This window comes from Turicibacter bilis, from assembly GCF_024499055.1.
Taxonomy (GTDB): Bacteria; Bacillota_I; Bacilli_A; order MOL361; family Turicibacteraceae; genus Turicibacter; species Turicibacter bilis.
Genome location: NZ_CP071249.1, coordinates 208,658 through 231,372 on the forward strand (window position 1 = coordinate 208,658; position 22,715 = coordinate 231,372).

The 22,715-nt window shown below is 33.1% G+C and carries 24 protein-coding genes and 1 pseudogene; 19 read left to right on the plus strand and 6 right to left on the minus strand.

Annotation, left to right across the window (positions count from 1 at the left end):
* The first annotated feature begins 161 nt into the window (after positions 1-161).
* Genes J0J69_RS01040 through J0J69_RS01070 form a run of 7 tightly spaced genes read left to right on the plus strand, consistent with a single transcriptional unit; the run spans position 162 to position 8,481 of the window.
* Entirely contained in the window at positions 162-938 is a 777-nt protein-coding gene (locus tag J0J69_RS01040) for a hypothetical protein (protein WP_212724247.1), read from the plus strand.
* A 12-nt stretch (positions 939-950) separates the two neighbouring features.
* Positions 951-1,643, plus strand: a complete 693-nt coding sequence (locus J0J69_RS01045; protein ID WP_212724248.1) for a polyphosphate polymerase domain-containing protein — start codon at positions 951-953, stop codon at positions 1,641-1,643.
* A gap of 16 nt (positions 1,644-1,659) precedes the next feature.
* Complete coding sequence (locus J0J69_RS01050) at positions 1,660-2,328, plus strand: DUF4956 domain-containing protein (RefSeq protein WP_212724249.1); 669 nt, start codon at positions 1,660-1,662, stop codon at positions 2,326-2,328.
* 10 nt (positions 2,329-2,338) lie between these two features.
* The gene (locus tag J0J69_RS01055; RefSeq protein WP_212724250.1) at positions 2,339-3,835 is read left to right on the plus strand and encodes a CotH kinase family protein; all 1,497 of its coding nucleotides are present in this window, start codon (positions 2,339-2,341) and stop codon (positions 3,833-3,835) included.
* Between the two features lie 19 nt (positions 3,836-3,854).
* Complete coding sequence (locus J0J69_RS01060; RefSeq protein WP_212724251.1) at positions 3,855-5,915, plus strand: hypothetical protein; 2,061 nt, start codon at positions 3,855-3,857, stop codon at positions 5,913-5,915.
* Between the two features lie 15 nt (positions 5,916-5,930).
* Entirely contained in the window at positions 5,931-7,019 is a 1,089-nt protein-coding gene (locus tag J0J69_RS01065) for a HEAT repeat domain-containing protein (protein ID WP_212724252.1), read from the plus strand.
* 34 nt (positions 7,020-7,053) lie between these two features.
* Positions 7,054-8,481, plus strand: coding sequence for a glycosyltransferase family 2 protein (locus J0J69_RS01070; RefSeq protein WP_212724253.1), 1,428 nt, complete (start codon positions 7,054-7,056; stop codon positions 8,479-8,481).
* A gap of 271 nt (positions 8,482-8,752) precedes the next feature.
* Here the strand turns inward: J0J69_RS01070 and J0J69_RS01075 are convergent, their stop codons facing one another.
* From J0J69_RS01075 to J0J69_RS01080, 3 genes are all read right to left on the minus strand, one after another.
* The gene (locus tag J0J69_RS01075; protein ID WP_336510824.1) at positions 8,753-9,256 is read right to left on the minus strand and encodes a DDE-type integrase/transposase/recombinase; all 504 of its coding nucleotides are present in this window, start codon (positions 9,254-9,256) and stop codon (positions 8,753-8,755) included.
* Between the two features lie 12 nt (positions 9,257-9,268).
* On the minus strand, positions 9,269-9,409 hold the full coding sequence (locus tag J0J69_RS13460) for an IS3 family transposase (RefSeq protein WP_370456889.1): 141 nt from the start codon (positions 9,407-9,409) through the stop codon (positions 9,269-9,271).
* A 353-nt stretch (positions 9,410-9,762) separates the two neighbouring features.
* Positions 9,763-9,915 carry a hypothetical protein gene (locus tag J0J69_RS01080; protein ID WP_212724256.1) on the minus strand — a complete coding sequence of 51 codons (153 nt, stop codon included), beginning with the start codon at positions 9,913-9,915 and terminating at the stop codon, positions 9,763-9,765.
* A 332-nt stretch (positions 9,916-10,247) separates the two neighbouring features.
* Here J0J69_RS01080 and J0J69_RS01085 point away from each other — a divergent pair, with 332 nt between their 5' ends.
* The 12 genes and pseudogenes from J0J69_RS01085 (at position 10,248) to J0J69_RS01135 (ending at position 20,074) form a co-directional block, all read left to right on the plus strand.
* Entirely contained in the window at positions 10,248-11,000 is a 753-nt protein-coding gene (locus J0J69_RS01085) for an MJ1433 family protein (RefSeq protein WP_055275337.1), read from the plus strand.
* A gap of 15 nt (positions 11,001-11,015) precedes the next feature.
* Positions 11,016-11,903 carry a S66 family peptidase gene (locus J0J69_RS01090; RefSeq protein ID WP_212725635.1) on the plus strand — a complete coding sequence of 296 codons (888 nt, stop codon included), beginning with the start codon at positions 11,016-11,018 and terminating at the stop codon, positions 11,901-11,903.
* Complete coding sequence (locus J0J69_RS01095; protein WP_156343898.1) at positions 11,893-12,069, plus strand: hypothetical protein; 177 nt, start codon at positions 11,893-11,895, stop codon at positions 12,067-12,069. The genes J0J69_RS01090 and J0J69_RS01095 overlap by 11 nt, the downstream gene beginning before the upstream one ends.
* Positions 12,070-12,220: 151 nt before the next feature.
* Complete coding sequence (locus tag J0J69_RS01100; protein WP_055275339.1) at positions 12,221-12,634, plus strand: TM2 domain-containing protein; 414 nt, start codon at positions 12,221-12,223, stop codon at positions 12,632-12,634.
* Positions 12,635-12,640: 6 nt separating this feature from the next.
* Positions 12,641-12,997, plus strand: coding sequence for a DUF2752 domain-containing protein (locus tag J0J69_RS13465; RefSeq protein WP_172676286.1), 357 nt, complete (start codon positions 12,641-12,643; stop codon positions 12,995-12,997).
* 585 nt (positions 12,998-13,582) lie between these two features.
* Positions 13,583-14,545: a biotin--[acetyl-CoA-carboxylase] ligase gene (locus J0J69_RS01105; RefSeq protein ID WP_212725634.1), complete on the plus strand. Its 963-nt coding sequence runs from the start codon at positions 13,583-13,585 to the stop codon at positions 14,543-14,545.
* 104 nt (positions 14,546-14,649) lie between these two features.
* A complete protein-coding gene (locus J0J69_RS01110) occupies positions 14,650-15,201 on the plus strand; it encodes a biotin transporter BioY (protein ID WP_055242179.1) in 552 nt (183 codons plus the stop codon).
* A gap of 357 nt (positions 15,202-15,558) precedes the next feature.
* Positions 15,559-17,325: a helicase-related protein gene (locus tag J0J69_RS01115; protein ID WP_212725633.1), complete on the plus strand. Its 1,767-nt coding sequence runs from the start codon at positions 15,559-15,561 to the stop codon at positions 17,323-17,325.
* Positions 17,326-17,603: 278 nt separating this feature from the next.
* The gene (locus J0J69_RS01120; protein ID WP_212725632.1) at positions 17,604-17,801 is read left to right on the plus strand and encodes a hypothetical protein; all 198 of its coding nucleotides are present in this window, start codon (positions 17,604-17,606) and stop codon (positions 17,799-17,801) included.
* 126 nt (positions 17,802-17,927) lie between these two features.
* Complete coding sequence (locus J0J69_RS01125) at positions 17,928-18,080, plus strand: hypothetical protein (RefSeq protein WP_156344119.1); 153 nt, start codon at positions 17,928-17,930, stop codon at positions 18,078-18,080.
* Positions 18,073-18,624: an IS66 family transposase gene (locus tag J0J69_RS01130; RefSeq protein WP_082427846.1), complete on the plus strand. Its 552-nt coding sequence runs from the start codon at positions 18,073-18,075 to the stop codon at positions 18,622-18,624. The genes J0J69_RS01125 and J0J69_RS01130 overlap by 8 nt, the downstream gene beginning before the upstream one ends.
* A gap of 126 nt (positions 18,625-18,750) precedes the next feature.
* Positions 18,751-20,074: pseudogene (locus J0J69_RS01135) on the plus strand (IS3 family transposase).
* Between the two features lie 110 nt (positions 20,075-20,184).
* Here J0J69_RS01135 and J0J69_RS01140 read toward each other — a convergent pair.
* The 3 genes from J0J69_RS01140 to J0J69_RS01150 are packed head-to-tail and all read right to left on the minus strand — an operon-like array spanning position 20,185 to position 22,535.
* Entirely contained in the window at positions 20,185-20,778 is a 594-nt protein-coding gene (locus J0J69_RS01140; RefSeq protein WP_055305899.1) for a hypothetical protein, read from the minus strand.
* 22 nt (positions 20,779-20,800) lie between these two features.
* Positions 20,801-21,442 (minus strand): YesL family protein, encoded by a 642-nt coding sequence (locus J0J69_RS01145; protein ID WP_055305900.1) that lies wholly within the window; start codon positions 21,440-21,442, stop codon positions 20,801-20,803.
* Positions 21,443-21,467: 25 nt separating this feature from the next.
* Entirely contained in the window at positions 21,468-22,535 is a 1,068-nt protein-coding gene (locus tag J0J69_RS01150) for a LacI family DNA-binding transcriptional regulator (RefSeq protein ID WP_055305901.1), read from the minus strand.
* Positions 22,536-22,715: the final 180 nt, after the last annotated feature.

The following is a 22,715-nucleotide window of genomic DNA, read 5'->3' on the forward strand; positions in this document are numbered from 1 at the left end:
TAAATAAGGAGCTTAGAACTCAGCATATTTGTAGAGAAGCATTATACTATTTGAAAGGTTGATATTATTTATAAATAATGTATAATAATGTATAATAATGTATAATATGTAATACCAATTTTTTCTAATAAAGAAAGAGGGGGATTAGAATTAAATGCTTAATGTTGAGCAGCTGTTTACTTTTATGTTTGATGGGATGTGAATATAAAGAACAGCCTAAACTCAATCGGAACCAAACGTGTTATGAGTTAAATCATTTTTTATTTGGGGTGAAGGATTCTGATGGGAAACGAGTTGGCCCAGGAAACAATATTTTCTCGGATTCAAAAGAAGTTGTCTTTCAAGATGAATCAGGAGGCATTCATTTACGATTAATGGGGTCTAAGAACGAAGTCCTGGCAGCTGAGATTGTGAGCTTAGATGCTAAAGGATGGGGGCTATATGAATTTGTCTTAGAAGGAAATCTAGATCAAATTCCAGCTCATGTCATGGTGAGTCCATTTTTGTATGCTGATGATAAAAATGAAGTTGATATTGAGTTTTCCGCATGGGATGAAACTGACAATGAACAGGAAAGTCCGTGGTTAAAAGAAGGGAATTATCAGTTTATCGTTCAGCCCTACAATCAAGTGGGAAATTCTATTCGTCCAACTGAACGGTTAGTTTTAGATTGTGAAGAGGGAATTCCACTAACGAGTTATCGTATTTATAACTTGGAAGATAAAGTTCAAATTGAGATGTATGAGGGACGCTTTGAAGCTGGACGCTTAATTGATAGGTGGGACTATCCGCATGGAATTTTAGAAGGTGATGAAATGAGATTTCACCTTAATGTTTATGTAAAAGATGGAAACTTATCTAAAGTACAGGAATTAAGTGAGCCAATAGAGATTATTCTAAAAGAGTTTAATTTTATTGACGCTTCAGATTTACATTAGGGAGGGAATGGTTTGATTGTTAATCGACGAGAAATCAAGTATTCCATTAGTGAGGTAGATTATTATCGTTATTTAAATTTATTTAATACTATTTTAAAGGTCGATCCGCATTCTAAAGAGGGAAGCTATACGATTCGAAGCTTATATTTTGATACACCGATGAATGATGATTATTATAGTAAGATGAGTGGCGAAGAGGTCCGAAAAAAAATTCGCCTTCGCCTTTATGATGTTCACACGGATCGTGTCAAACTCGAGCTGAAACGTAAAATAAGTGTGAATCAAGTTAAGGAAACGGTTTGGATTAGTGCATCAGATGCGAGAGCGCTGATTGAGATGAAGTATGATGTTTTATTGAAGTATGAAGAAAAAACAGCTCAGACCATTTATAATATTATGAGCCTCGGACAATATCGACCAGTTGTTCTCATTGATTATGATCGACGAGCATTTTATCATGAAGAAAATAATATTCGGATTACGTTAGATAGTCAAATTCGAAGTAGTGAAACAGATTTTGATTTGTTTTCTGAAGATGTATTGATGGTTCCAGCCTTTACAACTTATAATGCTATTTTAGAGGTGAAGTTTAATGGAGACTTATTTTGTTGGATTACAGAGGTTTTAAAGGGGCGTGATACCGTTAATCAATCATTGAGTAAGTATTGTTTGTCACGATCATTATTTGATCAATATTTAGCATAATTAAAGGAGAGATATGATGAAAGAGATGTTATATGAATATTTAGTGACACGTAGTGGGGAGATTAATATATTTAAATCGATTGAAATATTAATAGTGGCGTTACTATTAGCCGCGATCGTGTTTTGGACGTATAAATTTACGTTTAGCGGGGTGTTATATAACCGAAAATTTAATGTGTCATTGATTATGCTAACGTTAATTACAACGATGGTTATGATTGTCATTGGAAGTGATATCGCTTTATCACTTGGAATGGTTGGAGCATTATCTATTGTTCGATTTAGAACAGCCATTAAAGACCCACGAGATACGGCATATATTTTTTGGTGTATTGGTATTGGATTAAGTGTGGGAACACAAAACTATATGGTTGCTTTAGTAGGGTCAATCTTTTTAGCGATTGTTTTAATTGCATTTAGTTTTGGAAGCTTTGGAGCAGAAGATCGCTATTTACTCATTATCCGAGGCGAGCGTCGTTGTGAAAGCGAGGTTATGTCGTATTTATTTAAGCAGTTTAAAGGAGCACAACTTCGTGGTAAAAACTCAACCGATCAAACGATGGAAATGATTTATCAAGTGTCATTAAAGAATGACCAACAAAAAATGTTACTGGATACATTTTATCAAATCGAAGGGATACAAAGTGTCAATTTAGTGGCTCAAAACGGTGAGACGATTGGATAGGTGAATCATGATGAAAAGATTGTTCGCAGGATGTATGACGGTATTGTTATTAGTGTTAATTACCGTTGTGATTGCGCTAATTCAAGAATCTGATGCCAAAGAAGTAAAAGAAAAAGTGAAGACAACGTTAACCTTACCTGAAGACGTCTTAGCCGAATCCTCTTTACCGATTGTCGTCATTGATACGAAGGGCCAGGAGGTCATCTATAGGAAAAAAGGTGAGAGTTCTGGAGAAAGTGTTCAAGGGAGGCTCAGTCTCTATGTTCCTGAAGATTTTCAAGCTGGGAATTTAGCAGCCCAATTGGAGATGAACATTGATATTGGGGTTCGAGGAAATACCTCGCGATTATTACCTAAAAAGCAATATACTTTAACACTTTTAAATAAAGAGGGTCAGGAACAGGCTAAATCGTTACTGGGGATGCCAAAAAGTGAAAAATGGATTTTAAACGCCTCATTTGAAGATCAATCCTTGCTTCGAAATAAGCTAGCTTATGATATTTCAAGGGAAATTATGGAATATGCACCTCGTTCAGAGTTTTGTGAGGTCTATTTAATTGATGATGAACAGCCGTTGACAACTGCTCATTATATGGGAATTTATTTATTAGTTGAGAAAATTGGGCGTGATGAGTCACGAGTAGATATCTCACAAACCATGAATCATCTCGCTGAGACTAGTTTTATTGTTTCACGTAACCGAATTAAGCCGTCAGATAATTTGTTGAAAAATTATGGATCTCAAATCTATTTGTATGATTATAACATGATTGTGGAGTATCCAAAGTCGGAATTGACAGATGAGAAGCAGATTTATATTAATCAGACGATTAGTGAGTTTGAACGAGTGCTTTATTCCGATCGATTTGATGATCCGATTGAGGGGTATGTAGCTCATATCGATGTAGATTCTTTTATTGATTATTTTATTATTAATGAATTTTTTAAGAATACGGATGCCGGAATTTTTAGTACGTATTTATATAAAGATTATGAGAGTAAGATTAAAGCGGGACCGGTATGGGATTTTGATTCAGCTATGGGAAATAGTACGCATTTATTTCCATATTATGATGAAACTGGATTTTATATGCCTCGAACCGCTTGGTTTGAACAGTTATTAAAGGATCGAAAGTTTGTAAAGCAAATGATTAATCGGTATCACCTCTTACGTAGAACCTATTTAAGTGAGGAGTATTTATTCACTCAAATCGATAATTATGTCGAGGAGTTAGGTAAGGCTATACAGCGAAACTTTGAAAAATGGCCGGTTGAGCTATGTAATCAATCTGAAATGTTGAAGAAGTATTATCAAGTGATTAAACCGTATGAACGTGATGTTCATGCGTTGATGACATTTTTAGAAGAAAATCCTCAATATACCGTTGACACGCAAAATCGAGCACAGTCTTATGATAGCGAAATTGATAAATTAAAGAAATTTATTAGTGAACGTGGAACGTGGATTGATGATCATATCGACAGCTTATTAAAATGGGCGGAATAAAAAAGGAGAGAAATAAACGATGAAAAAATTTTTAATGATTTGTACGCTTCTTTTTATCCTCCTTTTCCTGTTGATCACCAATCAATTTTATTATTTGATGGATGATGAAAAGATGCTGAAGATACCTTTTAGTATTTCAAATCAACAAATTTATCAAAATGTTCAAGGGGAGTTAGAGCCATTTGACATGATTGGAATGAATTTGACGTCAGCTCTTCCAGGAAGTTTTCCTAATGAAGAGGAATTGGAGGAATCCCTTTATTTAGAATGGTTAACCTTAATTCAACAATTGGGGGTAACGGTTTTACGGTTACCTGACTTGATGCCGCTGACCTTTTATGAAGCTCTGTTAACGTTTAATGAAACACAGTCAACGCCCCTTTATCTTTTACAAGGTATAGCTTTTGATGAGATCGCATTGGCAGATGGTATGGACTTACAAGCGTTGCGTGAGCCTTATGTAACAAAAATAAAAGGAATGATTGATTGTTTGTACGGTGGAGCATACCCTGAAAGTGAAGAGTTGCCACTCTCAAATCAGAGCGTGGACGTATCCCCTTATTTACTTGGTTATAGTTTAGGAATGGAATGGGGGAGCCATGATCTTATTTTTTCTGAGATTATGGGAGAGTTGACCCCTTATGAAGGAATATATTTTTATACAACAAACGAGGCTTCTAGTGTGGAATCATTTTTAGCGGAACTGATGGATGAGTTAATCCGCTATGAATTCGATCACTATGGAACTCAACATTTAATTACTATGGTAGGTTCAAATATTGAAGAAACATTGAACTATTTAATGAAACATAAAAAAGAAGGAATGAGAGGGGAACAAACAATCAAAAAAATTGTTGATTTAAATCAAATTAAAACAACGGATGCACTCGAAAGTGGTTATTTTGCTTCATATCACTTATATCCAGTGTTTGGTGAGGGAATGAAAGATTCCGTTGCCTCGATGTTAGTAGCCCTTGAGAATACTCATGAGATACCAGTCGTTATCTCTGAATATGGGCTTCCATCAGCTAAAGTCATTTATAAAGAGACAACTGAAGAGTTAGTGGGGATTAATGAGGAAGAACAGGCAAATGCATTGGTCATGATTTATGAAACCCTTAAGCAATCCAATGTGATGGGAAGTTTTGTATCAGATTGGCAAGATCGCTGGGATCGAACAGCCTGGACGACCGTCGAGGAAATCATTTTAGATCGTAGTCCTTATTGGAAAAATGAACTGACGTATTTACAGTCAGGGGGCTTATATACGTTTGATTCCTCAACCAGTTATCCAGATAATCGAACCGATGATTGGAAGGATGAAAACGTGTTAATCGAAAATGAGCAGGTTCAATTGTCCGTCAAGTCAGATGAAGCAGGACTGTTCTTTTTGATACAGTGGAACGAAACACCTCCGGCAGATGTTTCGTATTGGATTGATTTAGATGTCACCCCGAATTCTGGGAGTATTTCTTATGAGAAAGAAGGATTAAGTTTTGATCGACCAGTCGATTTCATTGTTAATATTGATGCCAATAACCAGAGTCGTGTGTTAGTTCAGCGATATTATCACACTTATGAATTTTTACAAAATCGTCAAAGTCTTCAAATTCGTCCTGATCAAATCGAAGTTTCTTCAGATATGGATGAGTTTGAACCGATTTTAATGGAGGTCAAATCAAGGAAATATGATGAAAATCAAGAATGCTTTATCGACCCGGTGGTGCAAGAAGCAGGGCGTTTACTTGAAGGAAATGCAAATCCATCTGCCCCTGACTTTAATTCATTAGCTAATTATTATAGAGGAGAAGGTTATGTGGAAATTAAAATTCCATGGGGGATTTTAAATTTTGCTGACCCAAGTACATGTCAAATTCATCATGACTATTATGAAAACTTCGGTATTTCATCGTTTCAAATTAGTGCTATAGGCATTGGATTAACTATTAAGTCTCAAGACTCAGAAATGATGCATCTATCTTCAAAAAATTATAGTTTAACATCATGGACGTCACCAACATACGAGCCACGATTAAAATTAGCGTATAATTTATTACAAGAAGCGTTTTTATCAGATTAGAAAGGGGGAGAAGTGATGAATGTCTTTATTATTGTCTTAATGGTTGTATTCTTTATTTATCTCATTTTCTGTACCGAATTGTATTTAACTTGGTGTGTTCATCGAGAACATCGATATGAAAAAAAGTTAAGACGACATGACAATTTTAAATTAGAAATTCAAAGTCAGCTCGAAGCCGTTAAAAACAATCAACCCCTTTCACCTACTCAATTGAAGAGAGTTCTTTCTTTATTAAAAAGGCAGGTCTATTTTGATTTGTTTAATGAAGTCATTATTGAAACCTATCAATCAGAAGACTATCGTCCTGTTATTCGTCAATATATGAATTATTTTGATAAACTATTAGAGCGATTAATAAAGAAAAAGTTAGGAGCAAATGATCTTTTTAAATTAAAACTATCTAAATTAATTGGCTATTATCAGGTCGATTCACCTCAAGTCCATCTGTTTTTATTAGACTGCTTAAAACAAAACTCGATGTATTTGAAGTTAAATGTTTTAATGTCATTATCACAAATTGGAAATGTTACATCATTTTATGATGCGCTATGTTATATTTCTAAGGAATATGTTCTTTATAACGAAAAATTATTAATTGATATCATGGCAAAATTTACTGGGGATCAAACTCGCTTAAATAATCAGCTGTTAGAGTATTTTAGTGAGTTTACAAAGGAATTTCAAATAACTTTAATCCACTATTTTACGCTCAAATCTTGGCAGCCTATTGAACCATTATTACTTGATTTATTGGAAAGAGGAGAAGAAAAGGAGAAAGAACTGCATTTAGGTGCAATTAAGTATTTTACAAATTACCCCAGTTCAATGACCAAGTCACTGTTTTTACATTATTTAAAGCATGCTGATTGGGAATATCGAGCCCTTAGTGCAAAAGCTTTACAACATTTTTCACAAGACGACGTTATTAATCACCTATTTGCGGCAAGTCGGGATCGAAACTGGTATGTCCGATTTAACTCAGCTATGACTTTGTGTTCGTATCATATAGATGAGAAAATTCTGAGTTATATCGAACATACGGAAGATCATTATTCAAAAGATATTTTGTTATATGCATTATCCTTAAAGCAACAGGCTAGCTAGTAGGAGAGAAGTTATTAAGAAAGTAGGTGAGTAGATGCTAGAATTCGTGGTCGATAGTATTAATTATTTTTTCATGATTTATATTGTTATTTATGCTATTATTTTCTTTATTTCGACAATTTCATCTATCATTGAGTTAGAGAAAAATAGAGTTTATCGTAAATATGAGTATACATTTGGCTTAAAAAGTGAAGAGAATTCGATTCCCATTTCTATTTTAGTTCCAGCTTATAATGAATCACAGACTATCATTGATTGTATTGAATCTAATATTTATCTGGATTATCCAGAGTTTGAAATAATTGTAATTAATGATGGGTCAACGGATGAAATGGGAGAATTGGTTCGTCAGCATTTTAAGTTAAAAGAAATAAATCGCCCGATCAAACGTGTTGTCCCTTGTCAAAAAGAAATAAGCATTTATGAAGGAAAGATTCGAGAAGGCATCAATCTAATTTTAATCAATAAAGTTAATGGAGGAAAAGCAGATGCTTTAAACATGGGAATCAATGTAGCTAAGTATCCGTTGATTGTGTGTCTAGATGCAGATTCTGTTTTACAGTATGATTCACTGAGTGAGATTATTGTTTCTTTTATGAAAGATAGTCGAACCATTGCCGTTGGTGGAAATGTAAAAGTCTCTAATCAAGTCGTATTAGATAAAGGACGAGTCATTGAGTATCTGTCGCCTAAAAAGTTTATTGTGATGATGCAGCTCATTGAGTATTATCGCGTTTTTTTAAATACAAGGGTTTGGTTTAATCAGTTTAATGGGAATTTGATTATTTCAGGGGCCTTTGGGTTATTTCGTAAAGATGCTGTGATTGCAGTTGGAGGCTATGATACCAATAGTGTCGGTGAGGATATGGATTTAGTCTTAAGATTACATTCTTTTTATCGTAAAAACCAATTACCTTATCGAATTGGCTATGAGCCACGTGCAATTTGTTGGTCCCAAGTTCCTTCGAGTTTAAAAGATATAAAAAATCAGCGTCGACGTTGGCAAATTGGATTGATGACCTCACTGTTTAATCATCGTTATATGGCATTCAATTTTCACTATGGATTTATTGGTCTATTTTCGTATAGCTATTTTATCGTATATGAAATGTTATCGTGCTTAGTCGACATTTTTGGGTTAATTTTTATTATGATTTCCTATTTTACCGGATTTTTAAATTTCTCATTTTTTATTACTTTTATGCTGATTTATATTATATATAATATGGTGATATCTATTGTAGCCATTAAATGCGAAGAATTTATGTTTCAAGGTTCGTTATCATTTTGTGATAAAATGAAGCTCATTTTATTTAGTATAATTGAGAATTTCGGCTATCACCAGCTTCTTTCTTTTTATCGGTTAAGTGCTTTTATTGGCTATCGTCAGCAAAAGCATCAATGGAAAAAAATTAATCGAGTTCAACATAATAAACTCAAGCCGCAAATTTATAAAACATAAAAATATAAGAAAGAGGGGCTGTCTCAAAATAAAATGTAACCTATAGAATAGATACTGTAAAAAGAGGCTACTCTATGAACTACTACGTGTCAAGTAGATAATAATAAAAAACTAGGTTATAGATCAAAATGTTGAAATTGAAGCATCTCCTACATTGATTTAAAGAATTAATCACTTTTTTAAATCAAATCATCGTTGGCACAAGCCATTTTATTATCAACAAAATTGCTAATACATTTTAATAAAAAAAGAACTTTATACGGCACGAAGTCTATACTTTATTGGACTTGTGCCGTATTTTTTGAATTCGTTTTGAGGTATAATAGTGAATGTAGTCAATAATGAATTGTTTAACTTTTGCTAAAGTTTGTGGTGAACTCAAGGGTGGCATCTCAACATTGAGATAACTAAAGAAGTTTTCGATACAAGCATTCTCCCAGCAGTTACCTTTGCGGGACATCGATTCTATCACTTTCATTTTAGCTACTTTTTTTATGTATTGAGGATGAGTAAATTGAAATCCTTGATCGGTATATAAAATGGCCTCGGCCTCTAATGGCAATTGTTCTAATTGCTTTAAACAGTCGTAAATAAGTTCCAAATTATTGGGTACTCCAAAGGAATACGCAATAATTTGGTTATGATATAAATCTTTAACCGTACATAAATAAATCCAATTTTTATATGGTTTTTTCACTTGAATATAAGTCATATCTATCGTTAATTTTTGAAGAGGCTTATCGCTTTGAAAATGTCGATTCGAGATATTTTCAATCGTCCCATGAGGTTACTTCGCATGTTTAAAACGTGCTTTTCTTATTTTACAAACAAGTCTATATTTATGCATAATCCGACGAATATATTTGTAATTAACGATAAGGCCGAATTCTTCTAATAAACCATGTTTCATCTTAATCACGCCTATAATTCCTTGGTGTTACTCAAAAAGTTGATGAATCAGTTGAAATAAAGCTTCATCTTTTGTTTGTTTAGGTGAAGAACCAACTGTTTTAAGTCATTTATAATAACCTGAGTGTGAAACCTCTACTAGTTGAAGTAAGAGGTTTAGTTTGAACTGATTTAGATAATCATGAATCAATTGAAATCGTTCGAATTTTGTTAACATCCCCTTTTTTGCTTGATTGACTTTTTTAAGTATAGTACCTCAGCACGTAGATATTTAACTTCTTCCTCTAGGGACATAAAGGATGAATTCTTAGGTCTTCCTGTTGACTGTGTTCCTCGTCGTTCAATGAAGGCATCACTTCCATTATCATTGAATTATTTAACCCAAACATTCACCCATTTTTTATCCTTGATTCCTAATTCATTAACAATTATTGAGCGTGGAATATCGGCTTGATACATTTTAACAGCTTTCATTTTTAGTTGAGAAGAATAGGTGTAATTTTTATTGATTAATTTTAAAGACATAAAAATGCCTCCATCATAGACATTTAGACTCCCTATTATGGTCAATAGAGAGTCTTTTTATTTTTTGTCTACAATAGAGCTACTATATCAATCATACTGTTCTTTTTATATAGTTATAGATGAATATTATGAGAGAGGGGAACTCTTTGTATTTTTTGAATTTTGTGATATAGAAGAGTTATATCTAGAGGAATATACAGGCAATCGTTTGGGGCACATTGTCAAAGTTGGTCAGATTGTTTATAATTATGTAATAAAGCGTTATTATGGAAAAAAATTTAGTTCATGTAAATAATGTTAAATTATGTAATTAGAAAGGGTGTTACCACATAATGAAAAAGCGGGTAAAGGAAAATATTATAATAGGAGCAGGATTAGTTACCTTATCATTGTTATTACATTTTGTTCATGTCCTTATCTTTAAAGATATTCATCATACGATGATTTTTTTAGTTGCTGATATTGCTTTTATTCCAATGGAAGTTTTCTTTACTAGTATGATTTTAGAGCGTATGTTGGAAAGACGTGAAAAAGAACATGATAAAGAGAAACTAAATATGCTTGTTGGTGTATTTTATGCAGAAATTGGGACACAATTATTAGCATACTTTGTTGATCAAGATGATCGAGTTGCCATTTGTAAAAAATTACGTATTCAAGACCCATCGATTTGGAATGATGCCTATTTTAAACGTTTACAACAATTGAACTCATCTTATCACTATGAAGTTCAATTAGCCAAAATTGAATTAGGCGATTTAAAACATATGTTGCATGAAGGAAAGAATTTATTAATCACTTTAATGACAACAGAAAGTTTACATGATCATGAGACGTTTACTGAAATGTTAATGTTAATTATGCATTTAAAAGAAGAGTTAGATGTGAGAGATATTACTTCTTTATCTGAAGCTGAACGTCAGCATTTAGAGCAAGACATGTCGGCGTTATATCGCTATTTAACTTATGAGTGGTGTTATTATTTAGATTATTTAAGTAAACATTATCCAGGATTATTCAATACCGCTATTATGTTAAGTCCATTTAACAAAAAGCATCAACGTTGTAGTTTAGAAACTAACTAAGAAGGGGCGATAGGTGTGACCTTATTAAATCAGCATCAAGCCGTTGGGATTATTGCTTTATCGAATGGATTAAGTGAAAGTCAACGTCAAACAATTGAACAATTAGAAGTTGTATTAGCTAAACTAGGGTTAGAAATGAAGTGGCCAGCTTCTTTATTTAAAAAGGACAGCATTTATCATGCAACGGATCAAGAACGTGCAAAAATGTTAATGGATTTTTATGAGGATAATCATATTCAAGCTATTTTTGATGTTTCTGGTGGTGATTTAGCCAATGGAGTATTACCTTATTTAGATTATGATATCATTCGCAGTCATCCAAAGTTGTTTTTTGGCTATAGTGATTTATCGGTTGTAGTCAATGCCATTTATGCTAAAACGAGTCATCCAACGTATCTTTATCAACTTCGAAATTTAGTTGGATCCATGGCAGAGATTCAGCAAGGAATGTTCCAAGAAACGTTGATGCAAGGAGGAAATACACTTTTTAATTTTCAACCCACATGGATTCAAGGGAAGAAAATGAAAGGTGAGGTTGTTGGTGGAAATATTCGCTGTTTCTTAAAATTAGCTGGAACTGAGTATCTACCATCTTTTGATGGAAAAATCTTATTACTTGAAAGTTATAGCGGCGATGTGGCGAAGATGGCCACTTATTTAAATCAATATAAACAACTTGGAGTTTTTGATCAAATTAATGGTTTGATTTTAGGCCACTTCACAGAAATGCAACAAAAAGGATATGAGCCCGATATTGTTTCATTAGTCCAAGAGATTGTCGGTAATCAAGATTTACCCATTGTGAAAACGGATGATATTGGACATGGCCCAGATTCAAAGTGTGTCATTATTGGTGAACTTTTGACACTAGGACGTGAGGAGGGGAATGGAAATGAAGGATAAACAAAAACAAAGTCATTGTGGGACTTGTGAGTACAATGTCAATAATTATTGTACGAGTCATCATGGCTACTATTTTCATGGAGAAGCCATTTCTGATGAAGAGGTTGAGTGTGAGGATTGGGTGAAGAATGTTCATGCTTACCCATTTTTGATTCAAGAAAAATAATCAAATAGAGACTTTAATGATATAGGTGAAACTTAACGATTGGATGAAGCCATAACTCCTGAAAAGGATTATGGTTTTTTTGTTGTCATTTTACAGAAAATAAAGACATAAAATTTTAGTGTTAGACTATTTATGGGGGAGGATGATTTTCGTGTATTGTCGTCATTGTGGGAAAGAATTGAATGAAAATGCTGATTATTGTACAAGTTGTGGAGTGTCAACGAACAAAGGGAATGCTTACTGTTCGTTTTGTGGAGCAGAGACGAATGAGGCAGCTGACGTTTGTGTAAAATGTGGAGCCAAGTTAAAAAAATTAAATGGAGAGCCTAAGTCAAAAATTGTAGCGGGACTATTAGGAGTGTTCTTAGGAGCATTTGGGATTCATCGTTTTTACTTAGGCTATACAACAATTGGAGTCGTTCAATTAATATTAAGTGTTCTACTTGGATTTTTTACATGTGGTGTGACAACTGCGATTGTTGGTCTATGGGGATTTATTGAAGGTATCTTAATTATTTGCGGAACAGTAATTACGACAGATAGCGATGGAAATTTACTACAGTAACCCATGATGAAATTTCGGTATTATCGACTCATATGTTATGTTGTAGGACTCATTGTTATTTATTTGATTCCATTAGGAGCTATTGAAAACCATCGATTATGTCTATGGTATCATTTATTTCAAGTCGATTGTTTTGGGTGTGGGTTTACCCGTTCCTTTTTTTGTTTCATGAACGGGGAGCTTTTGAAAGCTATTAGTTATAATAAAATGGTCCTATTCGTTCCATTGGGGTGGGCAATTGTGATTCAAGATAGTTGGATGATCATGACCAAATCAAATCGATTGAGTTTACTGGAACGAACCTTTATGCATGGAGCACGATGGTTATATCCTAATTTGAATCGCTTTAAAAAACTTAACTAAATCTACTTCAGATGCAATGTTATTAATAGAAACATCATCTATATCCTATGATTTAGCTAAGAAACCGATGGGTTCATGATACGTAGCTGGATTTTAATTATTTTGTCGATGAATCATTTCATCGACTTTTTTTATCGTGAATGATAAAAACGTTCTTGGCGAATTTTGTTATTAAAATGAACTTATTAAGCTGGAGCATCGAGCTCTAATGGCTTATGTTTCATCAGTTCGTTCATCTATCAAGGAGAATTTACGTAAAAATCTTTAGAAATAAATGATTAGAAAAAGCCCCCTTTCGAGTCTCTATCGTGAAAATCAACTGTCCATTTGAGATGAATCGTTAAATGGACTGGATATCAGGAAGCGAAAAGTCATTGAATTCTTGTTATTCATTAATGATCCAATCCATCCTATTCATCCTTCATCTATAGCACGCTATAAAATGAATAGATGTTGAATGAAAAAATGTCAAACAGGTAGAATTTCTACTTGTTTTTTTATATCAAACGTTAACTTTGATTTTCAAAATAGTTGACAATAAAAATATTGGGTGTTAAGATGTAAACTATTGGAAGGTGAAATATCATGGGATTAAAACAAGAGATATTGAAATTATTAGAGGAAAATCGTGAACAATATTTATCTGGACAAGAGATTGCGAATCGCCTCTCCTTTAGTCGAACAGCTGTCTGGAAGTCTATAAAGGCATTAAAAGAGGATGGATATGAGATTGATGCTATTTCAAATAAAGGATATCGATTAGATACGACGTGTGATTTATTATCAGCTGAAGGAATTCGATGTTATTTATCATCGGATTATCACAACGTACCTATAGAGGTGCATCAACAGATTGATTCAACGAATACGGAAGCAAAGAAACAAGCGATGAATGGAGCACCTCATGGGACTGTGATATTAGCCGAAGAGCAAACAGCTGGACGTGGACGTTTAGGAAGAACGTTTTATTCTCCTAAAGGAACAGGCATTTATATGAGTATGATTTTACGTCCCAATTTACATCTTAGTCAATCGATTCACGTCACGACTTCAGTTGCGGTGGCCATCTGCCAAGTGATTGAAAGGTTAACGAATCAAAAACCACAAATTAAATGGGTCAATGATATTTATTTAAATCAACAGAAAATTTGTGGGATTTTAACAGAAGCAGTGACAGATTTTGAAAGTGGGAATGTAGAATATCTGATTTTAGGGATTGGTTTGAATGTTCATACTAAACACTTTCCAGTTGAGCTACAAGCGATTGCAGGCTCTTTGAATCCAGAGGTAGTCACTCGCAATCAAATATGTGCTCATTTGTTAAATGAAATTTTTCCACTTTGTGAGGATTTCAGTCATCCATTTTTACTCGATGAGTACAAATCAAGATCTAATGTATTAGGGAAGTGGATCACATTCATGCAAAATCAACAGAGGTATGAAGCTTTAGCAGAAGATATTGATGCTCAAGGAGGACTAAAAGTTCGATTGAAAAGTGGAGAGCAGATGACCTTGAATTCAGGTGAAATTTCAATTCAATGGATATAAATTTAATAATTGAAAAATTAGAAAGTTCTTTAATTATTTTACTTACAAGTGAAACAAAACGCTGATTATTAGGTGATTTACGAATCAAAAAGTGAGGGATAGTGATGAAAACAAAGGATTTAACAAAAATGGCAATTTGTATAGCCTTACTGAGTGTATCGTCGTATTTATCATTTCCATTACCATTTACACCAACGATGGTTACCGCACAAACAATTATGATTAATGTAAGTTCGTTACTACTCACGCCACAACAAGTATTTATAACTGTAATGTTATATCTTTTGATGGGGTTGCTTGGATTTCCAGTTTTCGCAGGAGGCGGTTCAGGATTAGCTTATATTGTAAGTCCAAGTGGAGGCTTCCTCTTAGCCTTTTTAATAGCTGCTCCTGTCATAAGTCTTATGAGGCAAAAAGTAGCTGTTAACTTTAAACGTTATTTACAAGTGACAGTCTTTATTGGGATGCCAATTATTTATTTCATAGGTGCTGTTTGGATGAGTGTGGTTACCCATATGGGTTTGATTGCGACATTAAATGCTGCGGTTCTTCCTTTTGTGATTGGCGATACGCTGAAGTGTATCATTGCTAGTACACTAGCCTTGCGATTAGAAAGATTAACTTCTAGTACAAAATGGGTGACTTCCTATGAATAGCGTTTCATTCTATGGATGAAAATAGAACTCGTACTAGTGGATATCAATGTAAAAAGATGAGAGCAATCTAAATAACTCTCATTTTTTTCCATATAAGTGATCTCATGTTATCTATTATTTTTAAAATAATGCTATGTTTAAGTATAGGGTTGAAATTTTATAAACGTTACAGACCACAAGTTTTTTCAGTCTTTAATGAATATACTCTAAACATTGTTTGGCGTTATTAGGAAAGAAAATTAGATTTTATGATGGTATCGAAACGTCGATGCATCGTTTGATTTTTTATGTTGAAAAACGACTCTTTTTGAGCGATGATTTTTATAAAATGGTTCATCCTATAAATAGGTGATAAAAGTGAAAAAAAATCGCAAAGATAATCGAGAGTTTAAACAATTAAAAGAGCAATTAATCGGGACACGTCAAGTCGTTAAGCATACAAAAATCGGAAACCTTTGGACACATGAATCAGCGGTCCGAAAAAAGCTAAAGCAACTTTCTCAGATGGATGGTCGCTCCATTAAAGGGTTTGATAACTTGGTGATGGATTATCGTGAGCTTCTTGATGAGATTTCACAACGACTACTTGCAGATTATAATGAAAAGAACCAAACACAATTTAAGTTCGATGAAATTGCTCAAGAATATGAAACTGAATATTTATCATCAGGTATTTTAACGGCTTTAGTAAGTAGTCACATCCCAACACTAATGGCTGAAGCCTTTCAAACACATTTTCCGCATAATCCTAAAGATGAGTATCCAGAAGCAAGAGCACTTAAGCGAAAAGTCTACCTCCATTTAGGCCAAACAAATACTGGAAAAACATATCAAGCCATTCAACGATTAAAACAAAGTACAAATGGAATTTATTTAGCGCCCTTAAGAATTTTAGCGTTAGAGATTTTTGAGCGTTTGAATGAAGAAGGTATTTCATGTGATTTATTAACAGGTGAAGAAGAAGTACTCATTGAAGGTGCGAATCATCAAAGTTCGACCATCGAAAAACTAAACCTTAATGAGACGTATGAAGTTGCTGTGATAGATGAAATCCAAATGATTGGTGATTCTCAACGCGGGGCAGCTTGGACACGAGCTTTACTTGGTTTAAGATGTCCAGAAATTCATCTCTGTGGTGCACTCAATTCAAAAGAGGTACTAGTGGAAATTTTAAAGGATTGCGGGGATGACTATGAAATTATTGAGTACATACGTCAAGTTCCACTTGAGATTGTTAAAGAGCCCTTTAAGTTAAGTGATGCGCAAGTTGGAGATGCCTTTATTCTATTTTCTAAACGAAAAGTATTAGAGTTAGCAAAGTTCTATCGTGAAAGTGGGATTAAGGCAAGTGTTATTTATGGTGATTTACCTCCAGAAGTACGTAAGATGCAATACCATGATTTTATTAATCAACAGAATATTATTCTTGTTTCAACTGACGCCATTGGGATGGGGGTCAATTTACCGATTAGACGAATTATATTTATGAGTCTTCAAAAATTTGATGGAGAAGAAGAACGTTGGCTAACATCCCAAGAAGTGAAGCAAATTGCAGGACGTGCAGGACGAAAAGGGCTTTATGAAGTGGGTTATGTTTGTTCGTATGGAAGAGGATACTCCTTCTTAAAAGAAAAAATTGAAATGGAAGATGACCCGATTCAAGAGGCAGTCATGGGACCAAGTGAAGCCATTTTAGAAATTGAGGGGCTACCTTTAAAAGAAAAACTCGCCCTTTGGAGTACAACGGCTATTGATGTTGAATGGTACCGAAAAATGGATATCCGAGATTACATTTTGATTTTAGATAAAATTAGACGCTATCATTTAAGTGAAGAAGATCAGTGGCGTCTGATGAAATTACCAATGGATGTTCATAATGAGGAGATTATCGCAACCTTACTTGCCTATATTGAGAATTATTTTATTCAAGATCAGGATGAACTTCCAAAACCTTATCAAAAAGAAGAAAGTTTACGAACACTTGAAACGTATTATCAGAAAGTAAATCTGTATTACTCTTTCTGTAAAAATTTCGACATTCCCTTTGATTTAGACTGGGTATATGAAGAACGACTTCGAGTAAGTGAACGAATCAATGAATTTTTAGTAAATGGTAAATATTAAAGAAAAAAGATGATATAAGTAATAATAGGTGAGAAATTAAATACTGAAAAATAATAAAAAGAAGCAACAGCTCCTTAAAAAAGAACCTATAAGATAGATACTTGAAAAAGTGTGAGCTTATAGGTTCTTTTATTGTAACTATTCAGCCACCAAGTAAACAACATCCGTTTCTTGGTGGTTTTGTTAATGATATGTAGTTCTATTGACCTACTTACCTACTTGTAAAATTTGAGTTATAATATCCTTACTATTCCAACTTTAGAAGAAGGTGTCATCTCATGTCAGAATATGAAATCATCAAAGTTTATCAGGAGGGGATTCAATCCGTTATTAGTTTAGTTCAAGGACTTTCCACTCAAATCTCTGAGTTATCTCAGACTGTTTCAGATTTAGATGCTCGCCTTAAAAAACTTGAAAAACAATCAAATAAAACAAGTAAAAACAGTAGTGGGTTCCCTGCCATTTATCGTCGATAAATGTTTCTACCACTAGTAGGGTAATGACCTCCCTCAACCGATGGTTTCAAAAAGACAAAAAGTTTACGTCAACCTTCAAACAAAAAAACGGGTGGTCAAGTCGGGCATAAAGGTTCAACCTTAAAAATGGTAGAAAATCCGAATCATGTTGTGACACATCATCAACAAACTTGCCAAGGGTGTGGATGCCGTTTGGAAGATGTTAAGCCTGAAAAAACGATGAAGCGTCAAGTCTTCGATTTATCCTCCTTAAACTTTCAAAGGAACCGTCATCCATGATCATTGGACACCGTATTTTAAATATGATGATTGCACTCATGCTTTATGTAACGTTCATCATTTAAGAGAATTCAAAGGAATCATCGAGTTTGAGAACCAACAGTGGGCAAAGGACATGACGGAATTATTGCTTGAAGCTAAAACTTATTCAGAAGAGACTGAATATCCTTTACCACGAGATAAGGTTCAAGAATTTGGGCAGCGATATCAAACAATCATTGAAGAAGGCTATCTGGCGAATCCTTTAAAAGCTCATGAAAAAAATACAGATCCAGTTCGATTACTCAATCGTTTATCGAAACGACAAGAAGAGGTGCTAGAATTTCTATATCAAGTTGAAGTTCCATTTGATAATAATTTAGCTGAGCGTGATGTCCGAATGACTAAAACGAAACAAAAAATATCAGGCTGTTTTCGAACAGAAAAAGGGGCTCATTGTTTCGCACGAATCAGAGGATTCATTTCAACTTGTCAAAAGCAAGGATTAACGATCATTGAAAGTATTGAAACCATTTTAAGAGGAAATACGATTCAATTTTCATAAAATACAAGAGGGGGACTTCATGAAATGGGTACCTCTTTTTAGCTTACCCTCTTGTACTAGGCTGAATAGTTACCTTTTATTTTATAATAGAAAAAAAGATAACTTAAGAGAAGTATGGTGAAGAGAATGAGTCAAAAGAAGTTTACAGATAAAGAAATCAACATTTTAAATAAAAACCCTTATGTTAAAAAGGTATCAGAAAAAGCAATTATTTGTCATGATGAATTTAAACGTTTATTAGTTGTACAACTAGATGAAGGAAAAACTCCTCGTATGTTTTTTTAACAAGCAGGATTTAATGTTGAGATGATCGGCATGAAACGGATTGGATCTGCTGTTTTTAGTTGGAAATTGGCTTATGAAAAACCTGGATTATTTGGATTAAAAGATACGCTTCCGATGAATTCGGCACGTCGTTTAAATAGAGAGTTAACCGCTCAAGAGCAGACAGCTAAGCTTGAAGCTAAAATTAAATTATTAGAAGCAGAGAATGAATTATTAAAAAAGGTATATTTGATGGAGAGGGGGAGACTAAAGTAGTTAAATCCCTCACTCCTTCACAGAAATATGAGTTAATTACACAAGTCATTGAACACTTTAACTTAAAAGGTGTCATCGGCTATTTTTGTGATACCTTAAACGTCTCACGCTCAGGCTATTATCGCTATTTTAGTGGTGATGCAAAATAGAATCGACTAAAATGTGAAGAAGTGGATTTAATGGTTAGGGATCTTATTTTGAATATTTTTAATCATCGTGGATACAAAAAAGGATCTCTTCAAATTAAAATGACATTAGAAGGTGAAATGGGGATTGTTTATAGCCTTAAACGAATTAGACGCATCATGAAAAGATAGAGAATTATCTGTCCCCATCGTCGAAGGAAACCCTATTTAAAACAACTAAAAGCAACAGAAGAACATCGCGTTTTTAAATCGAGAATTTAGAGAAGAAACACCAGGTAAAGTCTTACTCACTGATATTACTTATTTATATTATGGAACTGGAAAAGTAGCCTATCTATCGATTATTTTAGATGCCTCTACCATTAAAATTTTATCTTATCATGTTTCGGATAGTTTAGGGATGCCATTGGGGACTGAAACCATTGAAAAACTATTTAGGAATAAACGAATCCCACTTCATCCAGAAGCGTTTATCCACTCTGATCAAGGAGCCATGATACCAGCCCAACCTTCCAAGCTCTATTAAAGAAAAAGGGATTAGGTCAATCCATGTCTCGAAAAGGAAACTGTTGGGATAATGCACCACAATAATCTTTCTTTGATTACTTCAAAGATGAATCCCTATTAAAGAATGCCAAACATTAGATGAGGTAAAATACGAAGTCAAACGATATAAGATGTATCATAATATAGCACGTTATCAATGGAATTTAAAAAAGATGACTCCTGTGGGGTACAGAAATCATCTTTTAAATGTAGCTTAACTCATGTTTTTTTGAAATGTCCTTGACATAGGTTCCAGATTACCTTATTATTACGCTTCTTAATTCATATCAAGTGATAAATACTGATTGAAAAAAAGAGTGTTAGAAATTTAAGGATATAAATAATTTAAAAAAGTTAATACAGTATCTTTATTTGAACAATTTTTAATTATTCCTAAATATAGATTCCCATTAAAATTAAATTTGGACATTAAAGGGCTATTCGTTATCTCGATAACAGAGGAAGTGTCGTCAATAGTTAATAAGTGGTTTTGTAGAGAACTATTAGAACTTAATTCATCCAGAGAATATAGGAAATCATTTTCACTAAAATAATTTAGAGAAGAATCATCCATTATGACTATGTCTAACTGTTGAGCATTGATTGTTGCTAGAAGTTTTAAATGTGAGGCATAGGTGATTTCGTATTCTTCTTGAGTTGGATTATTTTTAATATAAAGATTATCGTAAAGTTGTACTTTAGCATCATCAATAGTAAGAGTAGTAATAAAATTATCACTTATAACAAGTGATGCTTGATCACTTAAATTAACATTAACTAAACCGATATTAAGAATGATATCTTTTCTAAATAGGAGGCCGTGAGTTATATTAATGACGAAGTATAGTAGTAGGATAATAGCTAAAACATGAAATTTATAATAGTCATAAAAATATCTTAATTTATTAAATTCCACACTCATTTATATATTTCTCCTTTATTTTCTAGACTAGTTTTTGTTCGTCAAGCCTTTTAGTTTTCTGTTCACATTGAAGTATAATATTAGACATTAAATAAGAACTAATTAATGCTGTGATTCCCATGCCAAAGATAATAAGTGGTGTGAAAATAAATATAATTGTATAAAAAATGATAAAATGAATGAAAGTGATAACAGCGCTACACATTAAAAAACGAAGTCCAATTATTAAAGCATTTTTAAATACATAGAGTGTTTTATTTTCAAATTTAGAAATTAATGGATAAATATAAAGGCTAATGAGAAGATAAGCTACACAAGCTACGAAATACGAGGCTAATAGGATGGTCCAAAAAATATTATCTAGACCTTTATGATATAAAATGTAACCATCAATTAAAAGAAGGGTACCTAAAAGTGTTAAAATTATCCAAACAGAAGTACTTTGTTTAAAATTTTGTTTAAAAGATTTAATGAAATCTTTAGTAAGATTACCTTCTTCATTACGAACAATTTTTAGTGAGACACTATATAAAGCTGTCGTTGAGGCTCCGATAGTAAAGATAGGAATTGAAAATATAAACCATAAAATATTTAAATAAGCACTGTAGCAGATGTTTGTGAGTGCTTTTGAAACAGGACTGTTATACTCGAATAGATTACCCATGAAAAATCTCTCCTTTTTAATCTCATTAGTGATTTGTTGATTCTCTAAGTATGAGTGTTGTTTCGGTATACATCTTACGGTAATTTAAAGTAGGTTCTTTAATTCTTGAAAATAATAGTTCAGCAGCACAAACCCCCATTATTTGACTGTGGATATGAATAGTTGTTAGTGGAGGAGATATAATCCTTGATTCAGGAGAATTATCAAATCCACATAAAAGAACATCATCGGGAACCTTATAGCCTTTAATTTTTAAAACGCTAATAACATCTAATGCAATAAAATCATTTGCACATATAAATAAATCAGGTAACTCATCTAAATTATCAAGGCAATTGTGCAAGTATTCCAAATATGAACTTTGTGTTTGAAGCGATTTATCTACATTATGATTTGTAAAACAGAATTTATCATAATACTCTATATTATGAAACAATAGACCATTACGAAATGCTAGGTAGCGTTCATAGAAAGATTGACAGTGATTAATTTCTCCAATGAAACCTATTTTTCTTTTGCCACGATGAACCATTTCTGAAATAAGTTGTTGAATTCCTGATGTGTTTTCCATATACAGGAAATCGGAATTGATAGGATTTGATGTTAGAACATGTGAATCTACGAATAAGATAGGGATATTTAAATTACTAATCATATGATTATAATCTTTATCAAACATTTCAAAACAAATAATCCCAGCACAAGTATGTTTGTTAAAAGAAGAGGGAAGTTTTAATGAGCTTAATTCTTCAGGTAAAACTCTGATGATTGTAAGCGTATAATTTAATTGTGATAATTCACGTTGAAATTTATCAAGCATTAATGATGCAAAGTGTGAATTATTTAAGAAGGTGGATGTTAATAAAATGATTTCACTTTGTTTTATAGAATTAGAAACTAGATCGTTGAAATTATTAAAGTTTGAAAATTCTGCGATTGAAAATTGTTTATATCCCATTTCTATAGCTTTTTGCATAACTTTTTCCCTAGTTGCTTCTGCTATAACTCCAGTATTATTAAGTGCTTTAGAAACAGTATTTCTAGAAATACCTAAAGCATCAGCAATATCTTGAATTGTTACTCTATTTGACATATATCCTCCTTATTTTTATCATTCTAATATTGATATTTTTATCAGAATGATTTTTTATATTTATATAAGTAGTGAAATATATTTCATAATCTCAGAATCAGGTTTATCCTATCAATATTTTTGACAGAAAGATCAACTATTGTCATGCTAAAATTTTCTCAGTTATGAAAACTTATCAGG

What these genes read in the sequence shown, in the direction of transcription:
- J0J69_RS01040 (WP_212724247.1), top strand. Translation starts at nt 162, where the DNA reads ATGTTGAGCAGCTGTTTACTTTTATGTTTGATGGGATGTGAATATAAA.
- J0J69_RS01050 (WP_212724249.1), top strand. Translation starts at nt 1,660, where the DNA reads ATGAAAGAGATGTTATATGAATATTTAGTGACACGTAGTGGGGAGATT.
- J0J69_RS01055 (WP_212724250.1), top strand. Translation starts at nt 2,339, where the DNA reads ATGAAAAGATTGTTCGCAGGATGTATGACGGTATTGTTATTAGTGTTA.
- J0J69_RS01060 (WP_212724251.1), top strand. Translation starts at nt 3,855, where the DNA reads ATGAAAAAATTTTTAATGATTTGTACGCTTCTTTTTATCCTCCTTTTC.
- J0J69_RS01065 (WP_212724252.1), top strand. Translation starts at nt 5,931, where the DNA reads ATGAATGTCTTTATTATTGTCTTAATGGTTGTATTCTTTATTTATCTC.
- J0J69_RS01070 (WP_212724253.1), top strand. Translation starts at nt 7,054, where the DNA reads ATGCTAGAATTCGTGGTCGATAGTATTAATTATTTTTTCATGATTTAT.
- J0J69_RS01080 (WP_212724256.1), bottom strand. Translation starts at nt 9,915, where the DNA reads ATGTCTTTAAAATTAATCAATAAAAATTACACCTATTCTTCTCAACTA.
- J0J69_RS01085 (WP_055275337.1), top strand. Translation starts at nt 10,248, where the DNA reads ATGAAAAAGCGGGTAAAGGAAAATATTATAATAGGAGCAGGATTAGTT.
- J0J69_RS01095 (WP_156343898.1), top strand. Translation starts at nt 11,893, where the DNA reads ATGAAGGATAAACAAAAACAAAGTCATTGTGGGACTTGTGAGTACAAT.
- J0J69_RS13465 (WP_172676286.1), top strand. Translation starts at nt 12,641, where the DNA reads ATGAAATTTCGGTATTATCGACTCATATGTTATGTTGTAGGACTCATT.
- J0J69_RS01105 (WP_212725634.1), top strand. Translation starts at nt 13,583, where the DNA reads ATGGGATTAAAACAAGAGATATTGAAATTATTAGAGGAAAATCGTGAA.
- J0J69_RS01110 (WP_055242179.1), top strand. Translation starts at nt 14,650, where the DNA reads ATGAAAACAAAGGATTTAACAAAAATGGCAATTTGTATAGCCTTACTG.
- J0J69_RS01120 (WP_212725632.1), top strand. Translation starts at nt 17,604, where the DNA reads ATGTCAGAATATGAAATCATCAAAGTTTATCAGGAGGGGATTCAATCC.
- J0J69_RS01125 (WP_156344119.1), top strand. Translation starts at nt 17,928, where the DNA reads ATGGTAGAAAATCCGAATCATGTTGTGACACATCATCAACAAACTTGC.
- J0J69_RS01140 (WP_055305899.1), bottom strand. Translation starts at nt 20,778, where the DNA reads ATGAGTGTGGAATTTAATAAATTAAGATATTTTTATGACTATTATAAA.
- J0J69_RS01145 (WP_055305900.1), bottom strand. Translation starts at nt 21,442, where the DNA reads ATGGGTAATCTATTCGAGTATAACAGTCCTGTTTCAAAAGCACTCACA.
- J0J69_RS01150 (WP_055305901.1), bottom strand. Translation starts at nt 22,535, where the DNA reads ATGTCAAATAGAGTAACAATTCAAGATATTGCTGATGCTTTAGGTATT.